The organism is Streptomyces guryensis, from assembly GCF_021261325.1.
Classification (GTDB): domain Bacteria; phylum Actinomycetota; class Actinomycetes; order Streptomycetales; family Streptomycetaceae; genus Streptomyces; species Streptomyces guryensis.
On sequence record NZ_JAJSBI010000014.1, the window covers coordinates 48,043 to 71,439 of the forward strand.

Genomic DNA, 23,397 nt, shown 5'->3' on the forward strand with positions numbered 1-23,397 from the left:
GGCGATCCACGCCCCTGGTCAACCCGATTCCGGGGCCTGACCGGCGTGGACCACCCTCCGCCGGAGACTGTCAGCGCCCCGGCATATCCTGATCCTCAGAGGCCATCGGCTGACGAAGGGGTCCGAAGGTGCCGTCGATGCTCGATGCTGTCGTGGTGGGTGCGGGGCCGAACGGACTGACGGCCGCCGTGGAACTGGCCCGCCGCGGTTTCTCCGTGGCGGTCTTCGAGGCCCGTGACACCGTCGGCGGAGGAGCCCGTACCGAAGAGCTCACCCTGCCCGGTTTCCGGCACGACCCGTGCTCCGCGGCCCACCCCCTCGGCATCAACTCCCCGGCGTTCCGCGCCATGCCCCTGGAGCGCTACGGCCTCGAGTGGCTGCACGCCGAACTGCCCATGGCGCACCCCTTCACCGACGGCACCGCCGCCGTGCTGTCCCGCTCGGTCGCCGAGACGGCCGCCTCCCTCGGCCCACGGGACGCGGGCGCCTACCGCAGACTGGTCGCGCCCTTCCTTCCCAAGTGGGACACCCTGGCCCGCGACTTCATGTCCCTGCCGCTGACCGCGCTACCGCGTGACCCGGTGACCCTCGCCCGCTTCGGCCTGGTCGGCCTGCCCCCGTCGACATGGCTGACCCGCCGCTTCCAGGACGAGCGGGCGAAGACCCTGTTCGCGGGCCTCGTCGCGCATGTGATGGCGCCTCTGAACGGCTTTGCCACGGGCGCCATCGGCCTGGTCTTCGCCCTGGCCGCACACGCCCGCGGCTGGCCGGTGGCCCGCGGCGGCTCCCAGTCCATCTCCGACGCGCTCACCGGGTACCTCAAGGACCTGGGCGGCCTTGTCCACACGGACTACGAGGTCAAGCGCCTCGACGACCTGCCGCCCGCCCGCGCGTACGTCTTCGACACCTCACCCACCGCCCTGGCGCGCATCGCGGGCTTCGGCCGCTACTACGAGGGTTACAAGTACGGCCCCGGAGTCTTCAAGGTCGACTACGCGCTGGACGGCCCGGTGCCGTGGACCGCCGAGGAGGCCCGCGTCGCCGGCACCGTGCAGATCGGCGCGAACAGCACGGAGATCGGCGCCGCCCTGAGCGCGGCCTCCCGGGAGGGCAGAGCACCCGACAAACCCTTCATGATCACGGTCCAGCCCGGTGTCGTCGACGCCACCCGGGCACCCGAGGGCAAGCAGGTCTTCTGGGCCTACGGCCACGTCCCCAGCGGCTGGACCGGAGACCTCACGGACGCCATGGAGCGCCAACTGGAGCGCTTCGCCCCGGGTTTCCGCGACCGCGTCCTCGCCCGCGCCACCGCCGGACCGCCCGAACTGGCCGCCCGCAACGCCAACTACATCGGTGGCGACATCGCCTCCGGAGCGGTCTGCGGTCTCCAGATCATGCTGCGCCCCAAACTCTCCCTCTCCCCGTACAGCACCCCCCACCCGGCCGTCTTCATCTGCTCGTCGGCCACCCCGCCGGGGCCGGGGGTACACGGCATGTCCGGGCACAACGCCGCGAAGGCCGTCTGGAGGAGGCTGAGACAGACATGACGCCCACCATCACGCTCGCCAAGGGCGACATCACCCGTGAGAGCGCCGACGCGATCGTCAACGCCGCGAACTCCTCCCTGCTCGGCGGCGGAGGCGTCGACGGCGCCATCCACCGCCGCGGCGGCCCCGCGATCCTCGAGGAGTGCCGCAAACTCCGCGCCTCGCAGTACGGCAAGGGCCTGCCCACCGGCCAGGCGGTCGCCACCACCGCGGGCGAGCTCGACGCACGCTGGGTGATCCACACCGTGGGCCCGGTCTGGCAGGTTGGCGGCGGCGATGCCTCGCTTCTCGCCTCCTGTTACCGGGAGTCTCTGCGCGTGGCGGACGAGTTGGGTGCGCGGACGGTCGCGTTCCCGGCGATCTCCACTGGCGTGTATCGGTGGCCGATGGACGATGCGGCTCGTATTGCCGTGGAGACGGCGCTGAACACGCCAACCGACGTCGAAGAAGTACGCTTCGTTCTCTTCGATGACCGAGCGTACGAGGCGTTCGCCACGCGACTCGGCTGAGGACGCCGTGGTTGGGCATACCTTCGCCTCCTTCTGCACGCAGACCGGCACCAGCAGCGAGCTGACCACCGCGAACCTGCACGGCGAGGCCGTCCAGCAGAAGGTCCGCACCATGGAGAAGGCGGTCGTGCACCACGGCGACACCACCCTGACGTACCTTGCCGACCTGCGCTGCTACGACGCCGCCGGCCACGCGGCCGCCTACCTCTCCGCGGTCACTGTCGACGATTCCCGCTGCCCCGCACCCCCGTGCAGGATTCTCGACTAGCCCTGACTCTCGCTGGGTAGGACCAGTTGCCATCCTTCTGAACCGTCCCCGGACACGCACCTCGTGAAGTGCGAGGTCAAACCCAGGAGAGCCCATGCGGAAGTTGCGGCTTCGAGCCCTCTTACTCACACTGCTCGCCATGACTGCCAGCGGGGTGGTGCTTGCCCCGACAGCATCGGCTGCGGAGCCGTGCGGTGCCGGATGGCTGTGCCTGTACAAGGGCCGCAACTTCACCGACATCGCTTACATGACGCAGAGGCACAACTACTGCCGGAACCTCAACGACTTCGGGATCACCAACGTGGGCTCCTACCGCAACAATCAGTCGGTCTACGCCGACTTCTTCGATCCGAGCCAGGACGACCTTGTCTGGAGCATTCGTCCCGGTGGCAGCAGCTCCGACGCCACTTCGTTCAAGGACGAGCGTTTCGTCTGCACCCGCTGAGACCCCGTCCGGGCCGGGCCCCTTCGGCGACCATTCGGCACGTTCTACAGCTGTCGGCCCTGCACGAATTCGTACGTGCAGAACACCAGGCCCTCACCCAACCTTCGGGTGTCGACCAGGTGTAGCGGCTTCTTCTCGCTGGTCTCGTCGAAGATACGCAGGCCAGATCCCAGCAGGACCGGGAAAACTGCCAGCCGCAGTTCATCAGCCAAGTTGTGTTCTATCAGTGTGCGCACGAGCTGGTAGCTGCCGTAGACCAGGATCTCCCCATCCACGTTCCGCTTCAGCTCCGAGATCTCCTTCACCACATCGCCGTCCAGGACCGTGGCGTTGCTCCACTGAGGATCTTCAGGAGTCGATGTCACGATGTACTTGGGGAGGCTTCTCATCCTGTCCGCCCACTCCGGGCTCACGCGGCCTTCCGCTTCATTGCGCGTTGTCATCCGGTCCGCGAACCACTCACTGCTCCGCGCGCCCAGCAGCAGCGCCTCGGCATCCAGCGCTTCCTGCGTCTCGCGGGCGACCCAGTCCTCGAGGTCCTTGGCCTCCACGTACTGGTGGAACCAGCCGCCCCGCTCGAAGCCCTCCTCGCCGTCCGGGTCTTGGACGACGCCATCGAGTGTGACATTCGAGCTGATGACGATCTTTCCCATTTCCGTACCCCTCTGACAATGTTGTCGGCTACTACTGGTCCAGACGGCACGCCGTCGATGAGGTCAGGGCGTCGCTCACGAACCGGCGACTTTCATCACGGGGCCGACCTCGACCCCGCCGCCGACCCGCATCACCGGGCAGTCCTTGGCCAGCGCCAGCGCACAGTCCATGTCCTCGGCGGACACCACCGAGTAGGCGATCATCCGGGAGCCGGTGCCGCCGACCTCGCCGAGCGAGGCGTAATCGGTCACCGCGTTGCCGACTTCCACCAAAGCCGAGCCCAGCTCGCCGAACCAGGCCCGCCACTCGGCCGTCGTCCCGGCGTGGGGCGCGTAGTCGGAGGGCACGCGGAAGGAGAAAACGTACTTGGCCATGGTCTGTTGTCCTGTTCTGTGTCCGGGGCGCGCCCCGGACTGGGACCACCTCCAACCGAGTAGACGCCGGCCCGGCCATGAACTGGGCGCACGGACGCCGCCCGATTCGCGTGCCCGGCGGCGTCGGTATCGGTAAGCGCGCCGAACGCGCCCCGTGGAAAGAAGAAAGCCGAACGCGCCCCGTGGAAAGAAGAAAAGCGAGGATGCATGCCAATGGAGATGGACACGACGGACCTGATCGCCCGGGCCCGGGCCGGCGACCACAACGCGTTCCGCGACCTGGTACAGGGCCACTCCCATGAGTTGCAGGTGCACTGCTACCGCATCCTGGGATCCCTGCAGGACGCCGAGGACGCACTCCAGGAGACCCTCGTGTCCGCCTGGCGTAACCTCGGCGACTTCGGCCAGCGGTCCTCGCTCCGGACCTGGCTCTACAAGATCGCGACCAATCGGTGCCTGAGCATGTTGCGCGCCGACAGCCGACGCCCCCGCATCGCCGCCCCGCCGCCCGACGCCACCCTGCCGGAACCCGCCGGCGCCGGCGACGCCCCGCCCTGGTTGGAGCCTTACCCGGACGTCCTGCTCGACCACCTCGTCGACCAGCGCCCCGGACCGGAGGCCCGCTACGAGAGCACCGAGGCCATCTCCCTGGCCTTCATCACCGCCCTGCAACTGCTGCCCCCACGCCAACGCGCCGCGCTCGTCCTCCGCGACGTCCTGGGCTACCGCGCCGCCGAAGCCGCCCAGATACTCGATGCCACTCAGGAATCAGTGCAAAGCGCCCTCAAACGAGCGCGGGCCACCGTCGACACCCACCTCGCCGACTCCAGCAGCACCGGCAGCCGCAGGCCTGCACCCCAACCCGACACCGCCGCCAAACACCGGCTCGTCGCCCGGTTCACCGACGCCCTGGAACGCGCCGACCTGGACGCCCTGATTGAACTGCTCGTCACCGACGTGAGACTGTCCATGCCCCCGGCCATGCTGGAATACCGCGGCATCGAATCAGCCCAGCGCCTCTTCGCCGCCGTCGTCTTCCGCTCCGACCGCACCTACCGCGTGGTACCCACCCGCGCCAACGGCCAGCCCGCCTTCGGCTTGTACCTGGCAGACCCTCACGCCGGTGTCCACCGCGCTTACACCCTGCTGGTCATCACCACCGCCGGAGACCACATCACGGCCATCACCGGCTTCCACAACACCAACGTCATGGCGCGCTTCGGACTACCCCGAACCCTCCCCGAAACAGATTGACAGATCTCTGGGGGCGACAAGGGGTGGCGTCTGCTCACTGAGTGACTCTGAGGTCACGGTCATCCGGCCGGGCGGCCGGCCGCATGCACCGGCGGTGAGCTGGAGGAACGGGCCGTACTGCTCCAGCTGCTGCACCGCCACGAGGTGACGGCCGTCGCCCGGCTGATCGGCGGAGTGCGGTACGCCTACGGCCTGGCGGGCGAGGCAGGTGCCGGCGCCGTGCCCGTCGACGCCGGCACCCAGCGGCGGGCGCTGATCCGGCTGGCCGAGCTTATGTACGCAGAGCAACTTGCCCTGCCCGCACCGGTGTTGGACACCCTCACTCCGCCCGCGATCCGCTACGGGCGGACCACTCAGTACTTCGACACCGCCGCCGGCTTGGTCTTCGCCCCCTTCGCTCCGGTCCGGTCCGAGCTCCGTTCCGTCCTGCGTGAACTCGCGGCGGATCTGCGGCAGAAGGGCGGCGACCAGCACGAGGAGGGGGCCGAGCTGATCAAGGCCCATCTCGCCGCCCCCGACTCCGTCCGACTCGACCCGCCGCCGCGGGTGCCGCCGGGGGCGCCCAACCGAGGCTCCGCCGCTCACGCGTCGAGCGTGCGGGTGAAACGACCAGCGGGCCCACGTGGCGTTCGCCGCGCAGGCCCGCTGAGCCGTCAGTCGTCTATCCGATGCGCACTGTCGCTCCGATGGTCAGCCGTCGATGCGGTGCGTGCTCCAGAAGGAGGTCAGGTCCGTGGTCGTGGCGGCCTGCGCGGCGGCCTTGAACTCGGCAGTGGTCGAGACGCCGTACCAGTGCGAAGTGGCGTAGTCCTTCAGGAACTTGGTCATCGCCGTGTCGCCGATCAGGCGCCGCAGATCGTGCAGGGCGCACTTGCCGTAGCCGTAGACGACGGTGGAGTAGCGGGACGAGTGGGCGTCCCAGTAGGCCATGGAGTTGGTGATCTTCTCCGCGGACGAGGCCCAGGAGACGCTGTTCCAGCAGCTCGTGCCGGTCTTGCCCAGGGCCAGGTCGGTGGCGTAGTCGGTGAACGCCTCGTCCAGCCAGGGGCTGTTGTACTCGTCGTCACCGACGATGCCGTACCACCACTGGTGGCCGATCTCGTGGGTGAGTGCGGTGGTGCTGACGAGGTCGAGGACGAATCCGGGGTACTCCATGCCACCGAACCAGTAATTGTTGTCGATCACCGCGTCCAACTCGCCGTACGGGTACGCGCCGAAGCGTGCCGCATGGGCGTCCACGGCGGACTTGGCGGCGGAGAGCATCGACTGGGCGTCGGAGGAGCTGATGCCGGAGACGGAGTAGATGTTGATCGCGGTCCCGGCGGCCGAGGTGCCGGAGATCTTGCTGAACGGCCCCGCCGCCCAGGCGAAGTCACGCACCTTGGATGCCGTCGCGGTGGTGACCGTACGGCCGCTGGAGCCGGGGGTGTCGGTCGAGGTGCCCGTGGCCGGGACCAGCAGGGTGCTCGGGTGGTCGAGGGTCACCTTGAAGTCGGCGGCCAGGGAGTAGAACGACTCGCCGTTGTTCGTGTACGGGTCCAGGTGCCAGCCGGAGCCGTCCTTGACCGCGAGGACGGGCAGCGCGTTGCCGATGTTGTTGAAGGCCCCGTCGTGGCCGAACCGGTCCGCGCCGCTCGGCACGGTGATGCCCAGGTCGAAGCCGATCGTGGCGGACTGGCCCTGCGCCAGGGGTGCCGGCAGGGTGATCTGCAGGGCCGTGCAGCCGACGGACAGGGAACCCGCCGCACCGCCGCTGACGTTGGTGACCGTGATCGGCATGGCGTCGCAGGTGCCGTGGTAGTTGTCCCACAGCCGCAGATAGACCTCGCTGAGCGCGGTCGAGGAGGCGTTGGTGAAGGTCGCGCTCTCGTGGCCGGTCCACACCGTGCCGCTGGTGTTGCTGCTGAGGCTGACGGTGTACGAGGGTGCGGCGGGCGTGCGCGTGGAGTCGGCCGGCGGGGTGCTGTCCCCGGAGGTGTCGAGGGCGATGTCGTCCAGGACGAAGCTGGTCTGCAGACTGGAGTCCTCGGCGCCGGAGAAGGCGAGGCTCACGGTCTGCCCCGCGAACGCCGACACGTCGAGCGTCTTCTTCACGTACCCGGTGTTCTTGTCGAGGTTCGAGTACGTCGCCAGCGTGGTACCGCCGATCTTCGCCGTCAGCTTGTCGTACGCGATGGACGAGGTCGTCTCGGCGGTGTCGATGTGGAGCCAGAAGGACAGGGTGGCGGTGCTGCACCCGGAGGGGATCGTGACGCTCTGGGTGAGGGTGTCGGTGTGCGTGCCGCCCGTTCCGTCCAGCCAGGCGTAGCTGGTGCCGCCGTGGGCGGTCTGGCCGGAACGGCTGGTGATGACGCTCGTCGCGGACTGGGTCCACGGCGAAGTGCCGCTCTCGAAGCCGCCGTTGGTGACCACCTGGGCCGGGGTGCAGGCTGCCGCGGCGGACGGCGCCGCTGCGGCAGGGGCGGCGGGCAGGGATACGGCGGCCAGCGCGGCGACTGCCAGTGCGCGCACGGCGATGGATCTGTGGGGGGTCTTTCTCACGCGAAACTCCTTTGCGGCGGCCGGGATTCCGGCCTGCTCGGTGCCGCCCGGCCGGCTGGGGTGCGCCTGCGGACGGCAGTGGGGTGCGTGGATCGGTGGTGCGACCGCTGTAGCGTGGCAGATTTGTCGGGGGCATGCCATGAAAAGGGTGTGAAGCGGGTTGGGGTGATCGGGTGCTTCGGGGCCCTACGTGGCTCTTGTGCCTCCGTGGCCTTCAGCCTGCGCGGGGTCAGTCGCCGTCGCCGAAGGCCGCGTGTCCCTGCTCGCCCTGGGCGACCTCGATGCCCGCGTGCAGATCGGTGGCCGCGTCCAGCGCCGCCGTCGCCGATACGGCTACGCAGGCGAGGAGCAGACAGGCCAGGGAGCCGGGGAGCAGGCGGGCGGCGGGCGCGGGGGTGTTCAGAAGGGCGGTGACGCGGCGCGGAACGGGGCCCGCCGTGGCCGTCAGCGACAGGCGGGGGCGTGCGGAGGAGCCCGCCGCACGGGCCGCGAGGGCGGCACGGCCGACGGCTCGGGCGGTGAGCGCGCGGTCGCCCGTCGCCTGCGCCGCGGACTCGTCGGCCCAGCGCTCCAGGGCGTACGAGAGCGGTGCGCGCAGGCCCCGCAGGGCGGGGTGCAGCGCGACGGCGAGTTCGGTGGCCGCGAGGAAGACGTGGTGGCGGCCGGTGAGATGGGCGCGCTCGTGGGCGAACAGCACCTCGCGTTCGCCGGCGCTCAGGGCGCGCAGCATTCCGGTCGTCACCACGATGCGGCCGGGCCGCCCGGGCAGGGCGTAGGCCTCGGGCCGGTCGTCGCGCCGCACACAGAGATCGCCGGCGCTCGCCCCGCTGTGGAACTGCCGGTGTGCGGTCCGCAGTTCGCGCAGGTGGCAGCGGGTCCGGTCAAGCACCAGGGCGCCGAGACCGGTCAGCGCGAGGGCGGCAAGGGTCGCGGCCGGCACGGTGGCGGGCGAGCCGCCGCCCAGCAGCCGCGGGGAGAGATGTGCCGCCCGGGCGACGAACGGAAGGCGCAATGCACCGGCCAGGGCGAGCGTGCCCAATGCTGCCGTACTGGAGAGGGCGAGGACCAGTGCGAGAGCCGTCAGCGCCCAGGCGGCCGCCCGTGGCGGCAGCTGCTCGGCGCCACGCCGGGCCACGGGCACGGCGAGGAACGGCATGAGCAGCGGGAGCCACACGGCGTAGATCACGGAATTCCTCCAGGGGCCGCCGGACCGTAGTCGACCAGCCTACGCGGCGCAGCCGACAACAAGATCCGTAAGGCGCTGTTCACACGCTGTCCTCACCGCCTGCCGGTTCGCCCTCCAGAAGCGTGCGCAGGAGCTGTTCGTCCTCGGGGCTCAGATCGGAGACGAAGCGGGCGAGGACGGTGCCGCGGTCCTCGTCCTTGTCGAGTTCGGCGTGCATACGGCGGGCCGTGAGGCCGGGGGAGTCCTGGGCCGGGGCGTACGCGTACCCGCGGCCCGAGCGCGCGCGGGTCACCGCGCCCTTGGCATGCAGGCGTGTGAGGATCGTGGTCACGGTCGTGCGGGCGAGGCCGCCCCCGAGCTCCAGCTGGACGGAGCCGGGCGTGAGGGGTGCGTCGGCGGCCCACAGGGCGGCCAGCACGCTCGCCTCGAGCTCGCCGGCCGGCCGCCGGTCCGTGCGCCCGTCGACCGGGTCATGGGCCGGCTCGTCAATCTGCCCGTCGGGCATGGGAACACTCCTCGGCTCTCATTCGTCTACAGTTCGGTAGACGGTCTACATGACTGTAGTCGCTCGGTGCGGGTCCGTGCCCGCTCCGTCCACGTCCCAGTATGAAAGGGGTCGCCTCAGTGGCAGCTGCCCAGTTCGCCATGGCCCAGGCGGTGAACGTCCTGGATGCCGGATCCCTGCTGTCCGCCTTCGGTGCGCTCGGCATCGCCGTCGTCATGTTCGCGGAGACCGGCCTGTTGGTCGGCTTCTTCCTGCCCGGCGACTCCCTGCTGTTCACAGCCGGGCTGCTGAGCGTCCACGGCGTCCATGGATCCGTGCACCTGTCGCTTCCGCAGGTGCTGGTCGCCGCCGTGGTCGGTGCGCTGCTCGGTGCCCAGGCGGGGTACTGGCTCGGGCGGCGCGGCGGCCGTGCGCTGCTGGCCCGCAGCCGTGCGAAGAAGCTGCACGAGGGCGCGGAGCGGGCCGAGGAACTGCTCGCGCGCTACGGGCACGCCAAGGCGGTGGTCCTGGCCCGCTTCGTGCCGGTCGTGCGCACCGTGCTGAACCCGCTGGCCGGTGCGCTCGACGTGCCGGTGCGCGTCTTCACCCTGTGGCAGGTGATCGGCGGTCTGGTGTGGACGGTCGGTCTGGTGCTGGGCGGCTACGCGCTGGGCTCCTCGGTGCCGAACGTCGACCGCTACCTGCTGCCGCTGGTCGCGCTGGTGGTTCTCCTCTCGCTCACCCCGATCGCTCTCGAGGCCCGGCGCGCGCGTGCCCGCCGTGCCTCCGAGGGGGCATCCTCGTGACCGGCCTCGCCTTCGGCGGAGCCTCGGTGGACGGCAGCGCCTACACCTGGATCACCGGCCTCGCCCGCCACACCCCGCACCCGGTGAACACCGTGATCGCCGTCTGGTCCGACTACGGCCTCGCATTGTTCGGCGTGCTGATGCTCATCGCCTGGTGGCGGGCCCGCAGCGCGGGGGAGGCGCGGATGGTCCGGGCACTGGCGGCACCTGTGGTCGTGGTGGTCTCTTACGTGGTCGATGTGCTGGTCAAGTCGGCCGTCGCCGAGCGCAGACCCTGCCAGACGCTGCACACCGTGACGGTCGAGGCGTGCCCGGGGGCGGGCGACTGGTCGTTCCCCAGCAACCATGCGGTGATCGCCGGGGCCGCCGCGGTCGCGCTGTGGCTGGCGCACCATCGCCTCGGCCGGATCGCTGCCGTGGCCGCCGTCCTGATGGCCGCCTCCCGGGTCTGGATCGGCGTGCACTATCCGCACGACGTGGTCGTGGGGCTGGCATTCGGAGTGGCCCTCGCCTGGCCCCTCATGCTCCTGGCAGACCGGGCCGCCCCTCTCGTCGGTCGCGCGGCCGACACTCGGCTCAGGCCACTGGTGACGGCTTCATGACGGGGCCGGACGGGGACCGGGACGGGCGGGACGGGGGCGAGGTTGGCCCTGGTGGTGCGACTGGGGCTGGTGGGCCCGGTGGTGCTGATGGGGCTGGCGGGGGTGTTGGCGAGCGCGGGGAGCGGGGCGCCGGGTCCGGTGGGGGTGCTGGGCGCGGCGGTAGTGGTGCCGGGTCCGGTGGTGGTGGCGAGCGGGGCGGGCGTGATGCCGGGGCCGATGGGGATGCTGTCGGCTCTGATAGTGGTGCTGGGCGTGATGGGGGTGCTGCCGGGTTTGGTGGTGGCGAGCGGGCCGGGCGTGGTGCCGGATCCGGTGGAGGCGCTGGGCGCGGTGGAGAGGCCGCGCGGGGAGACCGGCGTTCAGCGCGGGAACCGGCCGAAGGAGGGCGGCCGCGGGCAGTGGAGGATGCGCAGGTGCGCGCCCCTGGCAGGCGGCCGCGCGCGGACCCGAGCGGACGAGAGTCGAGCGCCTACCCGGGCGGGGGAGAGTCGAGTGCCCACCCGATCGGCCGCGGCCCGAGCGTGAGCCAGGCCGGACCATGGCCGGTGCTGTCGGCCGTCGTCTGCGCCCTGCTGTTCGCCGGCCTCGCGACCACGTTGGCCCTGCGACACGGCGCTCCCCTGCCAGGGGACGCGGTGGCCCACACGTGGGGGGTCGCACACCGGCCCCCGGAGGCGGTGGCGCTCGCCCGCGGAATCACCGCCACAGGGACGGGGCCCTGGCCATACGTGCTCGTAGTGATCGCCGGGGTGATCGCGGGGCGCACCGCGGGCGAGCGGCTTCGGGCCGCCATCGGCGCCCTGGTCGTGCTGGTCGCCGGGCAACTGGTCCGCACCGGGCTGATGGAAATTTTCGCGCGCGCCCGCCCGGCCCCGGCCGACTGGGCGACGCACGCGTCCGGCTTCGCGTTCCCCTCCGGTCACGCCACCACCTCGGCTCTCACCGCCGGTCTGCTGTGCTGGGCGGTGACCCGCCGCGCCCGCGCGGACCTCGCCCGCACGACCTGCACGCTCGCGGTGATCTGGGCGGCCGCGGTCGGCGTGACCCGGGTGTATCTCGGAGTGCACTGGGCGAGCGACGTCATCGGCGGCTGGCTGCTCGCGGCAGCCTGGCTGAGCCTGTGGTGGTGGGGCCTGGCCCGGTGGCTGCCCGTGGAGTCGGCGGGCCCCGGTGGACCCGAGGCGCCCGGTCCGGGTACGGCGCCGGATGCTTCCCACCCGGCCCTCCCTTCGGAGGCTTCCGGCGGGTCTCCGCCTTCGGACAGCTCCGGCCCGCCTTCGTCTTCGGCCACCCCTGGCCCGCCTCCGTCTTCGGGCACCGTCGCCCCAACCCCCGCTCGGCCGCGTTCGGCGCTCGCCCGCGTTCTTGACCACCCCCGGCCCTTCCCTCCCCATGAGCCCCTGCCCCCACCCCACGTCCGCCCGACCCCCGACCGGGCACCGCCCGCACGTCCGACCCACACCCGACCGCGCGCCGCGTGACCGCGTCGGTGCACGACGCCCGATACACAACCGCCGATGGAGGACCATGCCCCCCAAGATCCTGGTCGTCGAGGACGATCACGCCCTGCGTGACGTGTTGCTGCGCGGCCTGCGGGACGAGGGCTTCGACACTGTGCCGGCCGCCGACGGTGCGACCGCGCTGCGGCTGGCCGGGGACGAGGTGGCGGCGGCCGTACTGGACGTCGGACTGCCGGATGCGGACGGGCGGGACGTGTGTCAGGCGTTGCGTGCGAACGGGTTCGTGGCCCCTGTCATCTTTCTGACCGCACGGCAGGGCCTGACCGACCGGCTGTCCGGCTTCTCCGCCGGAGGCGACGACTACCTGCCCAAGCCCTTCCATCTGGTGGAGCTCGCCGCCAGGCTGCGGGCGGCACTCAAACGCGCCGCACCCCCGCCCCGCCCCGCAGTCGGCGACCTCGTACTGGACGGCCTGCGGCACAGCCTGACCGTCCGCGGAACCGACGTCGACCTCACCCCGACGGAGTTCCGGCTCCTGGCCCTCCTGATGGCGGCCCCCGGCGAGATCGTGAGCCGTCGCGAACTCGTCCGGGCGGGCTGGCCGGAGGGCGCAAGGGTCAGCGACAACACCCTCGACCAGTATCTGACCCGTCTGCGCCGCAAGCTGCGTGAGGCAGGCAGCGACGTGACGATCGGCACCTCGCGCGGCATCGGACACCGTCTGTCATGACCGCGCTCCGCCCCCGGCCGGCCCAGGACGCCCCGCGCACCCCCGGCGCCGGACTCCCTCGCCGTCTCGTCCTCCGCACCCTGCGCGGGCAACTCTCCCTGGTCGCGCTCACCACCGCCGCACTCCTGATGGTGATCCTCACCGTCGTCTTCAACACGGCGGTCCGCCACCACCTGCGGCGCCAGGCGGACGACGAACTGCGGACCCGGGCGGCCGCCGTCGCCACCACCGTCGACACCGGCGGCCCCCGGGTGCGGGTCCTGGAGACCGTCAACGACCAGCTCCTGGACGCGAACGTGTGGATCTACGCCGGCCGGCGTCTGCTGGAGCAGCCGCCCTCCGCCGGCCCGCTCACCCAGGTCGCCGAGGGCCTGGCCCGTCAGGGCGGACGGCGCTGTGTCACCGCCTCGGGTCACGGATCGAGCCCGGTCCGTCTGTGCTCCGAGCCTGTCCGCGGGAGACAGCAAGCGGCCACCATCGTCACCGCCCTGGACCTGTCCCCGTACCAGAGTTCGGCCGACACTCTGCTGCTGGGCTCGTTCGTCCTCGACGCCGTGATGCTCGCCTGCACCTACGCGCTGACCCGGCTGGCTGTGGGGCGCGCGCTGCGTCCCGTCGGGACGATGACCGACCAGGCGACCCAGTGGAGCGCGGTGGCTTCCGAGGAACGGTTCGGCAGCGCGGACCGCCCGGCCGAACTCGCCAGCCTGGGCGCCTCGTTGGACGCCCTCCTGGACCGCATCCGCGCGGTGCTGCGGCACGAGCGGCAGCTGACCGGCGAGCTCTCGCACGAGCTGCGCACCCCGCTCAGCCGGATCGTCGCCGAGCTGGACTGGTACCGCTCACGCCCCCGCACCGCGGCCGAGACCAGGGCCGTGCACGACACGATCGCCGAGGCCGCCGAGTCGATGCGCACCATCTGCGACACCCTCCTGACCAGCGCCCGCGACGACGCCACCACCGCCGCCCCCGGCACCGCCCCGGTCCTGCCCACCCTGCGTCGCCTCGCCGAACAGTCGGACGCCCCCGGCCATGTGACCGTCACCATCGATGTTCCCGGTGTCGCCGACGGCATGGACGGACGGCTGGAGGTGGGCGTGCCGGACGCCCTCCTCGAACGGATCGTCAGCCCGTTGCTGGCCAACGCCCTGCGGTACGCCGAGTCGAGCGTCATCCTGCGCGCGGACCGGGACGGAGGGGGTGTACGGATCTGTGTCACGGACGACGGGCCGGGCGTACCGCCCGCGTTCGCCGGGCAGCTCTTCCAGCCCGGCCGCCGCGCCGACCCGGACGACGGACACGGCGGAGCGGGCCTGGGGCTGCCGCTGGCACGGCGCCTGGCCCGCTCCGCGGGGGGCGAGGTCTCCTACGACCCCGAACTCACCCCCGGTGCACGCTTCGTGGTCAGACTGCCGTCCGGCTGACGCCGTCCGCGGGACGTCGCTCGCGCGCCTGGGCGTATCCCATCAGCCCGACCAGGACGGCCAGCAGCACGGCCGACGACCCCGCTGTGCCGAGGTCGAGGCCGCCCTTGGCGACGGGCTTGGTCAGGAAGTCACCCGCCGTCGCACCGAGCGGCCGCGTCAGCACGAACGCGAACCAGAACAGCAGCACGTTCGGCACCGCTGGCACCTTCATCAGGGCGACGAGCACGGCGAGCACCCCGCCGACGAGCAGCGCGCCACCGGCGTAACCGAGGCCGGAGCTGTCGGAGAGGAAGTCGCCCATCGAGGTGCCGAGCGTGTTGGAGACGAGGATCGCCGACCAGAACAGCGCCTCCCCGCGGAAGCTGACGATGTCCCGGATGACGAACGTCATCCCGGTCAGCTTCCACACGGCGAAGATGACGACCAGGATCGAGATCAGGATCGCGGCGCCCGCCGGATAGCCGAGGCCCAGACCCTGCGGCCCCCAGCCCAGCGAAGTGGCACCGCCCGAAAGGTACTTGGTGCTGGCGTCGCGGTTCATGAAGTCGGACATCGTGGTGCCGGCCATGCTGGTCGACAGGATGACGGTCCAGTAGAAGAACGGGTTGTAGCGCCGCGACCTGAGCTGCACGACCAGCGTCACGACGAAGACCAGGAACAGGGCGACCGTGGTCAGGAAGTAGCCGAGCTTGAGGGTCTGCGAGAAGAGGTCGCCCGCTGTCTCGCCGAGGGTGGTCGCCGCGATCTTCATGATCCAGAAGGCCAGGGTGACCTCCGGGAGCTTCTTCAGTACATCGCGCCGGCCGGCGGCGGCGTCGAGGTCGCTCAGGACCGTCGACTCCGCTGCCTGTGTGGGGGGTTGCCGGGTCATGCGGTTGCAATCTCCTCTTGTTGAAGGGGGTCGGTGACGTCCTTGCGGGTGATCGCCAGGAAGACGACCAGGCCGAGGATCACCGTGAGGAACAGCGCGCTCGTCACCACGGTGCCGAGGCCGAGGCCGCCGTCCCCGGTGGGCTGGGAGAGGTAGTCGCCGACCGAGGCGCCCAGCGGGCGGGTCAGGACGTAGGCGATCCAGAAGCTCCATACTGCGTCCAGGCCGAGCGCGAAGCGTGCGATGGCGATCGCGGCGATCGCCAGCGCGAACAGCACGGCGGAGACCCAGTAGCCCAGGTCCATGCGCTCGGCGACCAGGTCGCCGGCCGACGTGCCGAGGGCGAAGGTGAACAGAACCGCGAGCCAGTAGAAGGACTCCCGGCGCGTGGTGTCGATGCTGTGGATGGACAGGGTGCGCTCGCTGCGGTACCAGGCGACGAACACGACGGCCAGCAGGATCGCGAACACCGTGGTGGTGGTCTCCAGCGGCACGCCCATGTCGTCGGTCAGGTTGTCGCTGACGAGGGTGCCGACGACGCTGATCAGGGCGACGGCGAGCCAGTACACGCCGGCCCGGTAGGCGCTCGTACGGAACTGGACGACCAGCACCACCGCGAGCAGCGCGCTCATCAGTACCGACACCCCGGTCAGGCCCAGGCCGGCCTTGTCGTTCAGCAGGTCGGCCGCCGTCTCACCGACGGTGGTGCACAACACCTTGATCACCCAGAAATATACGGTGACTTCGGGAACCTTGTTCAGACGCGGGCGCGATCGGCGACGGGTGGCCGGCGCCGCGGCGGCGCCGTGCGTATACGCCGCAGCGGCCTCAGCTGTCCCGGACGTATCTGATGTCATACGGCCGACGCTGTCACCGGAAACCTGAAAGCATCCTGACCGGCCGTCACAGGGCTCTCGAACGGACCAGTCCGGCCAGCACCAGCAGCCCCGGCACCAGCGGCAGCCAGACGGTCAGCAACCGGTAGCCGAGCACGGCCGACACACTCGCCGAGCCCGGTGCGCCGGCCGTGGTCAGCGCCCAGGCGAGCGCGGCGTCCAGGGAGCCCAGGCCGCCCGGGGTCGGCAGCAGGACGGCGGCGCTGCTCGCGGCGAGATAGGCGAGCGCGACTCGCCCGGCGGGCAGCGGTACGTCCAGGGCGTGGACGACGGCGATCACCACCCCCGTGTGCAGGGCCGCGAACGCCAGCGAGCCGCCCCACAGGGCCACCGCGCGCCGAGGGTTCTCGTGCACGGCCCGTACGTCGGCCGCAGCGCAGGCCAGTGCGCGCCGCAGCCGCGTCCGGCGCACGAGGAGGACGGCCACGGGTACGGCCGCCGCTGCCACCAGTGCGCCGGCCAGCAGCTTCGGTCCGCCGACCGACGGCAGCCGCAGCACGCCGGGGCAGGCCAGTGCGAGCACCGCCATCAGGGCGATCCGTACGACGGCTCCCGCGGTGGACTTGACCGCGAGGGCCGTGGCCGCCCGGCCGGGTGCCAGTCCGCAGCGCATCAGGAACCGCAGGTTGACCGCGCCCGCTCCGAGGCCGGCGGGCAGCAGGTGGTTCGCCGCGGACGCCGCGAACTGCACCGTCAGCAGTCGCCCGGCGGGCAGCGGCTCCCGCACCGCGCCCTGCTGTGCGAGCGTTGCGCACGCCCAGGTCAGCAGGGTGAACAGGGCTGCCAGCAGCAGCCAGCCCCGGTCGGCGGCGGCCAGGCGGTCGACGCCCGAGTCGAGGACGGACCAGTGCCGGGCGGCGAGGGCGGCGGCGCCGGCGGTGAGGATGAGTGCGGCCACGGCGGCGATGGGGCGTCTTTCGTCTGCGGCGCCGTTGTGGCTGGTCGCGCCCCGCGGCGGAGCCGCACATTGATCCAGCCCCGCGCCCCTGAGGGACGCTGCCGAACCGCACCGGACTTCGCTGGCGGCGCCCGTGCGTGCTGCCCCGTCGACGGTCGTGGTCATCCCTGACCGCGCTTCCCTGTGGCGGCGGGAGCCAGGTACGCGTAGCCGTCCGTCACGCGGTGCCGCTGCCACGTGCGGGCGTACGACGGCGGTTGGACGAGGCGTGTCGTGAGGAGAACGACCGGCATTCGGCGGGCGGTTCGCGTGAGTTCCTCGGGGGTGGTGTTGGCGTCGTGCCCGCCGGTGTGGGCGGAGGCGCAGCCCGCGGCGAAGGCGACCGGTACGGAATTGCCCCCGGTGACCAGGCACGGGGGGCGTACGCCGAGACGGTGCAGGTCCGTGGCGGTACGGCCCCAGACCCGGTGGTCGGCGGTGGTCCGGGACACGGCGCGCTCCAACACGGTGAACTGCACGGCCAGATGGCCCGCGAGCCCCACGCTCACCAGCGTCACGGCCACTGTCCGCCATCGCGCGCTCGGCGCGGTGACCAGACGGGCCAGTGCGTCCGCCACCGGGATCGCGAGCAGCGCGTACGCGGGCAGCAGGAAGCGGGGTGCGGCATAGCCGATCAGGAAGAGGTAGGGCACGGCCGCGGTCACCGCACAGGCCAGCGGCAGCAGCGTGGCGGCCGTACGGCGGGCCCGCACGGCGAGCACCAGCCCGGCGGCTGCGAGCAGCGGCAGGACGAACCACCAGGCGATCACCGGCGCGCTTGCGATCGCTCCCGTGCACGGGCGGCACAGCGCCCGCCCGCCGAGGCTGCGGAGCTGGTCGGTGACGGCGTTGTGCAGGCCCAGGCCGCCCTGGATGCGGGAGCCGGCGGCCAGTCGGGCGCCGACGCCGCCGTAGTCGACGTACGCCTCGACGATCCACTCGGTCGCCCCCGCCGCGAGGCCCGCGACCAGGGCCGGCAGCAGCCGCAGATGGCGCCGCGGGCGGACGCACAGGACGAGCGCGAGCAGTGGAAGCGCGACCCAGACCGCGTCCGTGGGCCGCATCCACGCCATCAGCGCCGCGCCCGCGGCCACGCCCCACAGGGCGCCGCGCCGGGTACGGTCGGCCCGGGCGTGCAGAAAGCAGCCCACGGTGACCGACGCGCCCACGGCCACCCAGTAGTTGGGCATGGCCTGCGGGCCGTAGAAGAGGGTGATCCACAGCGACGCGAACAGGGCACCGCCGGCCGCGATCACCCGTACCGGGAACAGTCCCCGCCAGGCTCGCAGGGCCCAGTACAGACCGAGCCCGGACAGGACCGCCAAGTACACCCGCAGCAGTGCGGTGGACGAGGACCAGGAGGCGACGGGGGCCACCAGAAGGGTGATGCCACGGGCGCGCGGTGCGCTGAAGAACGCCGCCGGGGCGTGCGAGCTCACCTGGCTGACGTACACCGCCTCGTCCCAGCCCAGGCCCATTCCGGGCCGCACCAGGACGAGTTGGAGCAGTGTGAAGGCGGCCGCCACGGCCGCGAGCCACCATTCGCCCGCAGAGCGCCACGGCGGCCGGGCGGTCGGTGGCGGCCCGTGCCGGGTGGCGCGGGTCGGAGCGGTGTCGGGGGTCCTCGTCATCGTTCACCCATCCGGCCCTACAAGTTGTAGGGTTGATCTCACCCTACAGGCTGTAGGTCGGCGCGAAACCGGGGCCGGGTAAGGGTCGGGTACGACTTGGTGACCGCGGACCCTACGCACCGTAAGGTGGTGGCCATGGCAGGCACGATTCCTCGCGGCAGGGGCGAGCGGCGCAGCCCCGGCGAGCTGGAGAGCGAGGTCCTCGCCACCCTGTGGGCGACGGACCAGGCGCTCACCCCGGCCGAGATCCAGACGGACCTCGGCGGCGACCTCGCCTACAACACCGTGCACACGATCCTGCGGAGACTGCACGACAAGGGTCTCGTCCTGCGGGACGCCGACGGCCGGCGCGGCGCCTACCGCCCGGCGAAGAACGCGGCGCAGATGACGGCCGAGGCCATGCACCACGCCCTGGACCGCGGCCCCGACCCGATAGCCGCCCTCCAGCAGTTCGTCACGGGCCTGAGCCCCGCGGAGGAGGCCGCGCTGCGCTCACTCCTCCGCGAGAGCGGTGCGTGAGGGGGCAGTGGCACCACTGGCAGAGGGTTCATGAGGGGGGCCGGCTTCGGCAGGAGGCGCGGGAGCAGCAGCGGGCGAGGGAGGCGGAGCGGGCCATGAGGATCGATGTCTACACCCCGCTCCTGCTGTCCCTGCTGCTCGCCCTCGTCAGCCCGCGGGTCGGCCTGCGCCTCGCGCCCGCCCCGGCGGCCCGGGCCCTGACCGCGGCCGCCGTGCTCGCCGCGGGCGCCACCACCTGGGCGCTGGTCCTGCTGACCCTCACGCTCGTCGGCCAGGCTCCGCCGGTCGTCGCCGACGCCCGTGAGGACGGCCGGGTGCTGCCCGATCCGGTCCCCGAAGTCGTCGCCGTCGCCGCCCTCGCACTCCTCACGGTCGCCGCCTGGCGGGTCCTGCGGGCGGTCCGCGCCGAACGCGCCACCCGCCGCACCCTGCGCCGTCTGTGCGAGGGTTACCCGGACGGCACCGAACTCGTCGTCGCGGCCTCACCGACCGCGCAGGCGTTCGCGGTGCCCGGCACCCCGGGCCGGATCCTGGTCACTTCCGCCATGCTCGCCGCGCTGCGCCCCGCCGAGCGTCGTGTCCTGCTCGCCCACGAGCGCGCCCACCTCGCCCACCGCCACTCCCTGCTCGTCCACGCGGTCACCCTCGCCGCGGCGGCGAACCCGCTGCTCGCGCCGGTGCGTACGACGGTCGCCTACCTGGTGGAGCGCTGGGCCGACGAACACGCCGCAGAGGCCGTGGGCGACCGCCGGACCACCGCGCAGGCCCTGGCCCGAGCCGCCCTCGTCGCCCACCGCCCCGGCTGCGCACTGCACTTCTCCGACCGCGCAGTCACCCGCCGCGTCGCCGCCCTGCAGATCTCCCCGCCGCCCCACCTGCGCCCGATCGCCGTGGCGGTACTGGCCCTCGGGGTCCTGCCCGCACTCGGTGCGGCAGATGCGACGGGGGACCTGCTGCAGCTTCTGCGGAGCGTGCTGACGTAAGGCGGGGGTCTGCCCGGAGCCGATGGCGGGCAGTCACCCCGGGCTGATGGCGGGCCTTCGCCCTGGGGCTGATGGCGGGCACTCGCCCTCGGGCTGATGGCGTGCACTCACCCCAGGCCGGTGGCGGACGCGAGCTCCCATGGACCGGACCGGAGGGTGGGCGCAAGTCCGGGCCGCACGCGGGCATGGGTGCTTGCCCGAACAGGACGTGGGCGTGGGTGCTTGCCCGGGCCGGACGCGGGCGTGGCGCTTCCCAGGGTGGGCAAGGTCGGAGCCCCCGAGGTGGGCCGGGTGGGAGCTGCCAGGAGCGGACGGGGCGGGAGCTCCCCGGAGCGGACGGCGCGGGAGCTGCCCGGGGTCGACCGGGCAGGAGCTGCCCGAAATGGACGGCGTGTGCGAGTCGACCGGCGGGACAGCGTGTGCCAGCCCCGTGATCCGGTTCGGCCCCGCTCCCGCCTCAGCGCGCCCGGGCGGTCCCTCTGCGCACCCTCGCCTCAGCGCTCCCCGGCCGTCCCCCTGCGCACCCCCGCCACAACGCCCACCGCCAGGCATCCCAACACCACCGCCAACGCTCCGAACCCGTACGTCAGGGTCGCTGCGGCCGCCACCCCCGCCACCAGCAACGGCCCACCGGCGTCGCCCAGTTCGCGTCCGAGTTCCGCCGCGCCCATCGTCTGTCCGAGCCGTTCCGGTGGGGTCGTCGAGGCCAGGGTCGCGAAGCCGAGCGGGGTGATCAGGCCGGTGCCGGTGCCGATGAGGGCGGCGGCAAGGAGGACGCCGGTCAGGCCGGGCAGCATCGCGCAGGCCAGGCCGGCCGCGGCGAGCAGCAGTCCGGCGGTGAGCCCGGCGCCCGCGGTGAGCCGCCCCGCGTCCAGCGCCCGCCCGGCACGCGGCTGTACGACCGCCGCGCACGCGGCCAGCACCGACACCGCGGCGCCCGTCGCCACCGTCCCGAGCCCCGCCACCGCACCGGACACCGGCAGAAAACCCACCCCGGCCGAGAGCGCGGCGGTGGCCCCCGCGAGCGCGGCCGTCGGCACGAGAAACGCCGGGTCCGTCAGTCGCCGCGCCAGATCCAGCACGGTCTGCCGGGCGCGGGGGAGCGGCGCCACGACCGGTACGGCGACCAGCGCCCACCCCGCGACGACGGCACCGAGCACCGCAAGTACGGCAAACAGCAGCCGCAGCCCGCCCGCCCACACCAGCACCCCGCCGAGCAGCGGCCCGAGCGTGTAACCGACGGACTTGTAGAAGCCGTAACTCCCGAACACCCGCCCGTGCTTGGCCGCGGGATTCAGCCGGGCCACCAGCGCCGACGCGGCCGGCGAGAACGCGGACGCCGCCGCCCCCTGCCCGAGCCGCGCGGCCCACAGCCATCCCGGGCTGTCCGCGAGGACGTACACCGCGGAGGCGGCGGCGAACGCCACCAGCCCGCCGAGCAGCACCGGCCGCGCCCCGACCCGGTCGGCCACCGTCCCGAACACCGGCTTCAGCACGACCTCCGCCCCGTCGTAGAGCGCGAGCAGACCGCCCAGGACGAGCAGCGAGGTGACCGCGCCCTTTCCGGCACCCCCGAGGTTCGCGGCGATGCCGTGCGCGCCGAAGGCGGTGGTGAATCCCGCCGCGTACAGCGGCCACATCGGTCGCTGCCGTCCACCGTCCATGGAGGGCAGCGTACCCAGCACCTGCACTGCAGAGGAGAAGGTGATCCGGAGCGGACCAGTCCACACCACCTTGATGTCGGATTCTCGCCAGCCCCGGGCCCGTCCATCGCCGATGCTGGACGCATGCAGAACGGGATGCACACCGACCGAGAGCGCTGCGTACGCGCCGTCCAGTCCAAGGACGCCCGCTTCGACGGATGGTTCTTCACGGCGGTTCTGACCACCCGCATCTATTGCCGGCCCAGCTGCCCGGTCGTACCGCCCAAGCCCGAGAACATGACCTTCCACCCGAGCGCCGCCGCCTGCCAGCAGGCCGGATTCCGCGCCTGCAAGCGCTGTCGCCCCGACACCAGCCCGGGCTCCCCGGAGTGGAACCAGCGCGCCGACCTCGTGGCCCGCGCCATGCGCCTGATCGCCGACGGCGTCGTCGACCGCGACGGCGTCCCCGGCCTCGCCGCCCGCCTCGGCTACAGCACCCGGCAGATCGAACGCCAGCTGCTCGCCGAACTCGGTGCCGGCCCCCTCGCCCTGGCCCGCGCCCAACGCGCGCAAACGGCCCGCCTGTTGATCGAGACGACCGCCCTCCCCATGGCGGAGATCGCCTTCGCCGCCGGTTTCTCCTCGATCCGCACCTTCAACGACACCGTGCGCGAGGTCTTCGCGCTCTCTCCGAGCGAGTTGCGGGCGAGGCTGCCCAAGAAGAACACCCCCGCGGCTCCCGGCGCGCTCAGCCTCCGCCTCCCCTTCCGCGCCCCGCTCAACCCCGACAACCTCTTCGGCCACCTCGCCGCCACCGCCGTACCCGGCGTGGAGGAGTGGCGCGACGGCGCCTACCGCCGCACCCTCCGTCTCCCGTACGGCCACGGCATCGCGACCCTGGCCCCCGAGCCCGACCACATCGCCTGCCGCCTCACCCTCAGTGACCTGCGCGACCTGCCCGTCGCCATCAGCCGCTGCCGCCGGATGCTCGACCTGGACGCCGACCCGGTCGCGATCGACGACCAGCTACGCTCGGACCCGCTGCTCGCGCCGCTGGTGGACAAGGCCCCCGGCCGACGCGTCCCGCGCACGGTCGACGAGGCGGAGTTCGCCGTACGCGCCGTCCTCGGCCAGCAGGTCTCCACGGCCGCCGCACGCACCCACGCGGCCCGCCTGGTCACGGCACACGGTGACCCGATCGACGACCCCGAGGGCGGCCTCACCCATCTCTTCCCCACCCCCGAGGCACTCGCCGACCTCGACCCCGAGTGCCTGGCCATGCCCCGCACCCGCCGCACCACCTTCACCACCCTGGTACGCCAACTCGCCGACGGAACCGTTCACTTGGGCCCGGAGAGTGACTGGCCCGAAACCCGGACCCGGCTTCTCGCCCTCCCCGGATTCGGCCCCTGGACCGTTGACGTCATCGCCATGCGCGCCCTCGGCGACCCCGACGCCTTCCTCCCCACCGACCTCGGCATCCGCCGCGCCGCCCAGGAACTGGGCCTGCCCTCCACCCCGGCGGCCCTCACCGCCCGTGCGGCAGCCTGGCGTCCCTGGAGGGCGTACGCGGTCCAGTACCTGTGGGCGACCGACAGCCACCCGATCAACTTCCTGCCCGTGTAAGGAC

General features: G+C 72.3%; 23 protein-coding genes and 1 pseudogene. 14 read left to right on the top strand and 10 right to left on the bottom strand.

Annotated features, from left to right (window positions below; translation table 11 throughout):
- Positions 1-137: 137 nt before the first annotated feature.
- The 4 genes from LJ657_RS26330 (at position 138) to LJ657_RS26345 (ending at position 2,769) form a co-directional block, all read left to right on the top strand.
- On the top strand, positions 138-1,547 hold the full coding sequence (locus tag LJ657_RS26330; RefSeq protein WP_232651227.1) for a phytoene desaturase family protein: 1,410 nt from the start codon (positions 138-140) through the stop codon (positions 1,545-1,547).
- Complete coding sequence (locus tag LJ657_RS26335) at positions 1,544-2,056, top strand: O-acetyl-ADP-ribose deacetylase (RefSeq protein ID WP_232651228.1); 513 nt, start codon at positions 1,544-1,546, stop codon at positions 2,054-2,056. Before LJ657_RS26330 ends, LJ657_RS26335 begins: the two co-directional genes overlap by 4 nt.
- 7 nt (positions 2,057-2,063) lie before the next feature.
- Positions 2,064-2,324: a hypothetical protein gene (locus LJ657_RS26340; protein ID WP_232651229.1), complete on the top strand. Its 261-nt coding sequence runs from the start codon at positions 2,064-2,066 to the stop codon at positions 2,322-2,324.
- A gap of 139 nt (positions 2,325-2,463) precedes the next feature.
- Positions 2,464-2,769: a peptidase inhibitor family I36 protein gene (locus LJ657_RS26345; RefSeq protein WP_232651230.1), complete on the top strand. Its 306-nt coding sequence runs from the start codon at positions 2,464-2,466 to the stop codon at positions 2,767-2,769.
- 44 nt (positions 2,770-2,813) lie between these two features.
- On the opposite strand, the gene LJ657_RS26350 is transcribed toward LJ657_RS26345, so the two are convergent.
- Complete coding sequence (locus tag LJ657_RS26350; RefSeq protein WP_232651231.1) at positions 2,814-3,422, bottom strand: dihydrofolate reductase family protein; 609 nt, start codon at positions 3,420-3,422, stop codon at positions 2,814-2,816.
- Positions 3,423-3,497: 75 nt separating this feature from the next.
- Complete coding sequence (locus tag LJ657_RS26355) at positions 3,498-3,797, bottom strand: hypothetical protein (protein ID WP_232651232.1); 300 nt, start codon at positions 3,795-3,797, stop codon at positions 3,498-3,500.
- A gap of 213 nt (positions 3,798-4,010) precedes the next feature.
- Here LJ657_RS26355 and LJ657_RS26360 point away from each other — a divergent pair, with 213 nt between their 5' ends.
- Entirely contained in the window at positions 4,011-5,051 is a 1,041-nt protein-coding gene (locus LJ657_RS26360) for a sigma-70 family RNA polymerase sigma factor (protein WP_232651233.1), read from the top strand.
- A gap of 144 nt (positions 5,052-5,195) precedes the next feature.
- Positions 5,196-5,438 (top strand): annotated as a pseudogene (locus tag LJ657_RS49510) (zinc-dependent metalloprotease); the annotation flags it as partial.
- Positions 5,439-5,741: 303 nt separating this feature from the next.
- Here LJ657_RS49510 and LJ657_RS26370 read toward each other — a convergent pair.
- The 3 genes from LJ657_RS26370 to LJ657_RS26380 all read right to left on the bottom strand — a co-directional run bounded on the left by LJ657_RS26370 (position 5,742) and on the right by LJ657_RS26380 (position 9,283).
- Positions 5,742-7,592: a M1 family metallopeptidase gene (locus tag LJ657_RS26370; protein ID WP_232651234.1), complete on the bottom strand. Its 1,851-nt coding sequence runs from the start codon at positions 7,590-7,592 to the stop codon at positions 5,742-5,744.
- A 229-nt stretch (positions 7,593-7,821) separates the two neighbouring features.
- Positions 7,822-8,778, bottom strand: a complete 957-nt coding sequence (locus tag LJ657_RS26375) for a M56 family metallopeptidase (RefSeq protein WP_232651235.1) — start codon at positions 8,776-8,778, stop codon at positions 7,822-7,824.
- A 79-nt stretch (positions 8,779-8,857) separates the two neighbouring features.
- Positions 8,858-9,283 (bottom strand): BlaI/MecI/CopY family transcriptional regulator, encoded by a 426-nt coding sequence (locus LJ657_RS26380; protein ID WP_232651236.1) that lies wholly within the window; start codon positions 9,281-9,283, stop codon positions 8,858-8,860.
- Positions 9,284-9,423: 140 nt separating this feature from the next.
- Here LJ657_RS26380 and LJ657_RS26385 point away from each other — a divergent pair, with 140 nt between their 5' ends.
- The 5 genes from LJ657_RS26385 (at position 9,424) to LJ657_RS26405 (ending at position 14,284) form a co-directional block, all read left to right on the top strand.
- Complete coding sequence (locus LJ657_RS26385; protein WP_232651377.1) at positions 9,424-10,068, top strand: DedA family protein; 645 nt, start codon at positions 9,424-9,426, stop codon at positions 10,066-10,068.
- Complete coding sequence (locus LJ657_RS26390; protein ID WP_232651237.1) at positions 10,065-10,670, top strand: phosphatase PAP2 family protein; 606 nt, start codon at positions 10,065-10,067, stop codon at positions 10,668-10,670. Before LJ657_RS26385 ends, LJ657_RS26390 begins: the two co-directional genes overlap by 4 nt.
- Positions 10,671-11,068: 398 nt before the next feature.
- Entirely contained in the window at positions 11,069-12,151 is a 1,083-nt protein-coding gene (locus LJ657_RS26395; RefSeq protein WP_232651238.1) for a phosphatase PAP2 family protein, read from the top strand.
- Between the two features lie 46 nt (positions 12,152-12,197).
- The gene (locus LJ657_RS26400; RefSeq protein WP_232651239.1) at positions 12,198-12,860 is read left to right on the top strand and encodes a response regulator transcription factor; all 663 of its coding nucleotides are present in this window, start codon (positions 12,198-12,200) and stop codon (positions 12,858-12,860) included.
- Positions 12,857-14,284, top strand: coding sequence for a sensor histidine kinase (locus tag LJ657_RS26405; protein WP_232651240.1), 1,428 nt, complete (start codon positions 12,857-12,859; stop codon positions 14,282-14,284). Before LJ657_RS26400 ends, LJ657_RS26405 begins: the two co-directional genes overlap by 4 nt.
- On the opposite strand, the gene LJ657_RS26410 is transcribed toward LJ657_RS26405, so the two are convergent.
- From LJ657_RS26410 to LJ657_RS26425, 4 genes are all read right to left on the bottom strand, one after another.
- Positions 14,265-15,158, bottom strand: a complete 894-nt coding sequence (locus tag LJ657_RS26410; protein WP_232651241.1) for a COG4705 family protein — start codon at positions 15,156-15,158, stop codon at positions 14,265-14,267. The genes LJ657_RS26405 and LJ657_RS26410 overlap by 20 nt on opposite strands.
- The gene (locus tag LJ657_RS26415) at positions 15,155-16,015 is read right to left on the bottom strand and encodes a COG4705 family protein (RefSeq protein ID WP_232651242.1); all 861 of its coding nucleotides are present in this window, start codon (positions 16,013-16,015) and stop codon (positions 15,155-15,157) included. Before LJ657_RS26415 ends, LJ657_RS26410 begins: the two co-directional genes overlap by 4 nt.
- A 46-nt stretch (positions 16,016-16,061) precedes the next feature.
- Entirely contained in the window at positions 16,062-16,961 is a 900-nt protein-coding gene (locus LJ657_RS26420) for a lysylphosphatidylglycerol synthase transmembrane domain-containing protein (protein ID WP_232651378.1), read from the bottom strand.
- Positions 16,962-17,113: 152 nt separating this feature from the next.
- Complete coding sequence (locus LJ657_RS26425; protein ID WP_232651243.1) at positions 17,114-18,622, bottom strand: hypothetical protein; 1,509 nt, start codon at positions 18,620-18,622, stop codon at positions 17,114-17,116.
- 135 nt (positions 18,623-18,757) lie between these two features.
- On the opposite strand from LJ657_RS26425, the gene LJ657_RS26430 reads away from it, so the two are divergent.
- The gene (locus tag LJ657_RS26430) at positions 18,758-19,141 is read left to right on the top strand and encodes a BlaI/MecI/CopY family transcriptional regulator (protein WP_232651244.1); all 384 of its coding nucleotides are present in this window, start codon (positions 18,758-18,760) and stop codon (positions 19,139-19,141) included.
- A gap of 95 nt (positions 19,142-19,236) precedes the next feature.
- Positions 19,237-20,124, top strand: coding sequence for a M56 family metallopeptidase (locus LJ657_RS26435; RefSeq protein WP_232651245.1), 888 nt, complete (start codon positions 19,237-19,239; stop codon positions 20,122-20,124).
- A 494-nt stretch (positions 20,125-20,618) separates the two neighbouring features.
- On the opposite strand, the gene LJ657_RS26440 is transcribed toward LJ657_RS26435, so the two are convergent.
- Complete coding sequence (locus LJ657_RS26440; protein ID WP_232651379.1) at positions 20,619-21,764, bottom strand: MFS transporter; 1,146 nt, start codon at positions 21,762-21,764, stop codon at positions 20,619-20,621.
- A gap of 147 nt (positions 21,765-21,911) precedes the next feature.
- Between LJ657_RS26440 and LJ657_RS26445 the strand changes: the two genes are divergently transcribed.
- Complete coding sequence (locus tag LJ657_RS26445) at positions 21,912-23,393, top strand: AlkA N-terminal domain-containing protein (RefSeq protein ID WP_269786964.1); 1,482 nt, start codon at positions 21,912-21,914, stop codon at positions 23,391-23,393.
- Positions 23,394-23,397 lie beyond the last annotated feature (4 nt).

Excerpts from the sequence above, each read along its gene's own strand:
- LJ657_RS26415 (WP_232651242.1), bottom strand. The coding sequence starts at position 16,015 with ATGACATCAGATACGTCCGGGACAGCTGAGGCCGCTGCGGCGTATACG.
- LJ657_RS26430 (WP_232651244.1), top strand. The coding sequence starts at position 18,758 with ATGGCAGGCACGATTCCTCGCGGCAGGGGCGAGCGGCGCAGCCCCGGC.
- LJ657_RS26335 (WP_232651228.1), top strand. The coding sequence starts at position 1,544 with ATGACGCCCACCATCACGCTCGCCAAGGGCGACATCACCCGTGAGAGC.
- LJ657_RS26445 (WP_269786964.1), top strand. The coding sequence starts at position 21,912 with ATGCAGAACGGGATGCACACCGACCGAGAGCGCTGCGTACGCGCCGTC.
- LJ657_RS26410 (WP_232651241.1), bottom strand. The coding sequence starts at position 15,158 with ATGACCCGGCAACCCCCCACACAGGCAGCGGAGTCGACGGTCCTGAGC.
- LJ657_RS26400 (WP_232651239.1), top strand. The coding sequence starts at position 12,198 with ATGCCCCCCAAGATCCTGGTCGTCGAGGACGATCACGCCCTGCGTGAC.
- LJ657_RS26425 (WP_232651243.1), bottom strand. The coding sequence starts at position 18,622 with ATGACGAGGACCCCCGACACCGCTCCGACCCGCGCCACCCGGCACGGG.
- LJ657_RS26385 (WP_232651377.1), top strand. The coding sequence starts at position 9,424 with ATGGCCCAGGCGGTGAACGTCCTGGATGCCGGATCCCTGCTGTCCGCC.
- LJ657_RS26440 (WP_232651379.1), bottom strand. The coding sequence starts at position 21,764 with ATGTGGCCGCTGTACGCGGCGGGATTCACCACCGCCTTCGGCGCGCAC.
- LJ657_RS26345 (WP_232651230.1), top strand. The coding sequence starts at position 2,464 with ATGACTGCCAGCGGGGTGGTGCTTGCCCCGACAGCATCGGCTGCGGAG.
- LJ657_RS26405 (WP_232651240.1), top strand. The coding sequence starts at position 12,857 with ATGACCGCGCTCCGCCCCCGGCCGGCCCAGGACGCCCCGCGCACCCCC.
- LJ657_RS26435 (WP_232651245.1), top strand. The coding sequence starts at position 19,237 with ATGAGGATCGATGTCTACACCCCGCTCCTGCTGTCCCTGCTGCTCGCC.
- LJ657_RS26360 (WP_232651233.1), top strand. The coding sequence starts at position 4,011 with ATGGAGATGGACACGACGGACCTGATCGCCCGGGCCCGGGCCGGCGAC.
- LJ657_RS26350 (WP_232651231.1), bottom strand. The coding sequence starts at position 3,422 with ATGGGAAAGATCGTCATCAGCTCGAATGTCACACTCGATGGCGTCGTC.
- LJ657_RS26330 (WP_232651227.1), top strand. The coding sequence starts at position 138 with ATGCTCGATGCTGTCGTGGTGGGTGCGGGGCCGAACGGACTGACGGCC.
- LJ657_RS26380 (WP_232651236.1), bottom strand. The coding sequence starts at position 9,283 with ATGCCCGACGGGCAGATTGACGAGCCGGCCCATGACCCGGTCGACGGG.
- LJ657_RS26355 (WP_232651232.1), bottom strand. The coding sequence starts at position 3,797 with ATGGCCAAGTACGTTTTCTCCTTCCGCGTGCCCTCCGACTACGCGCCC.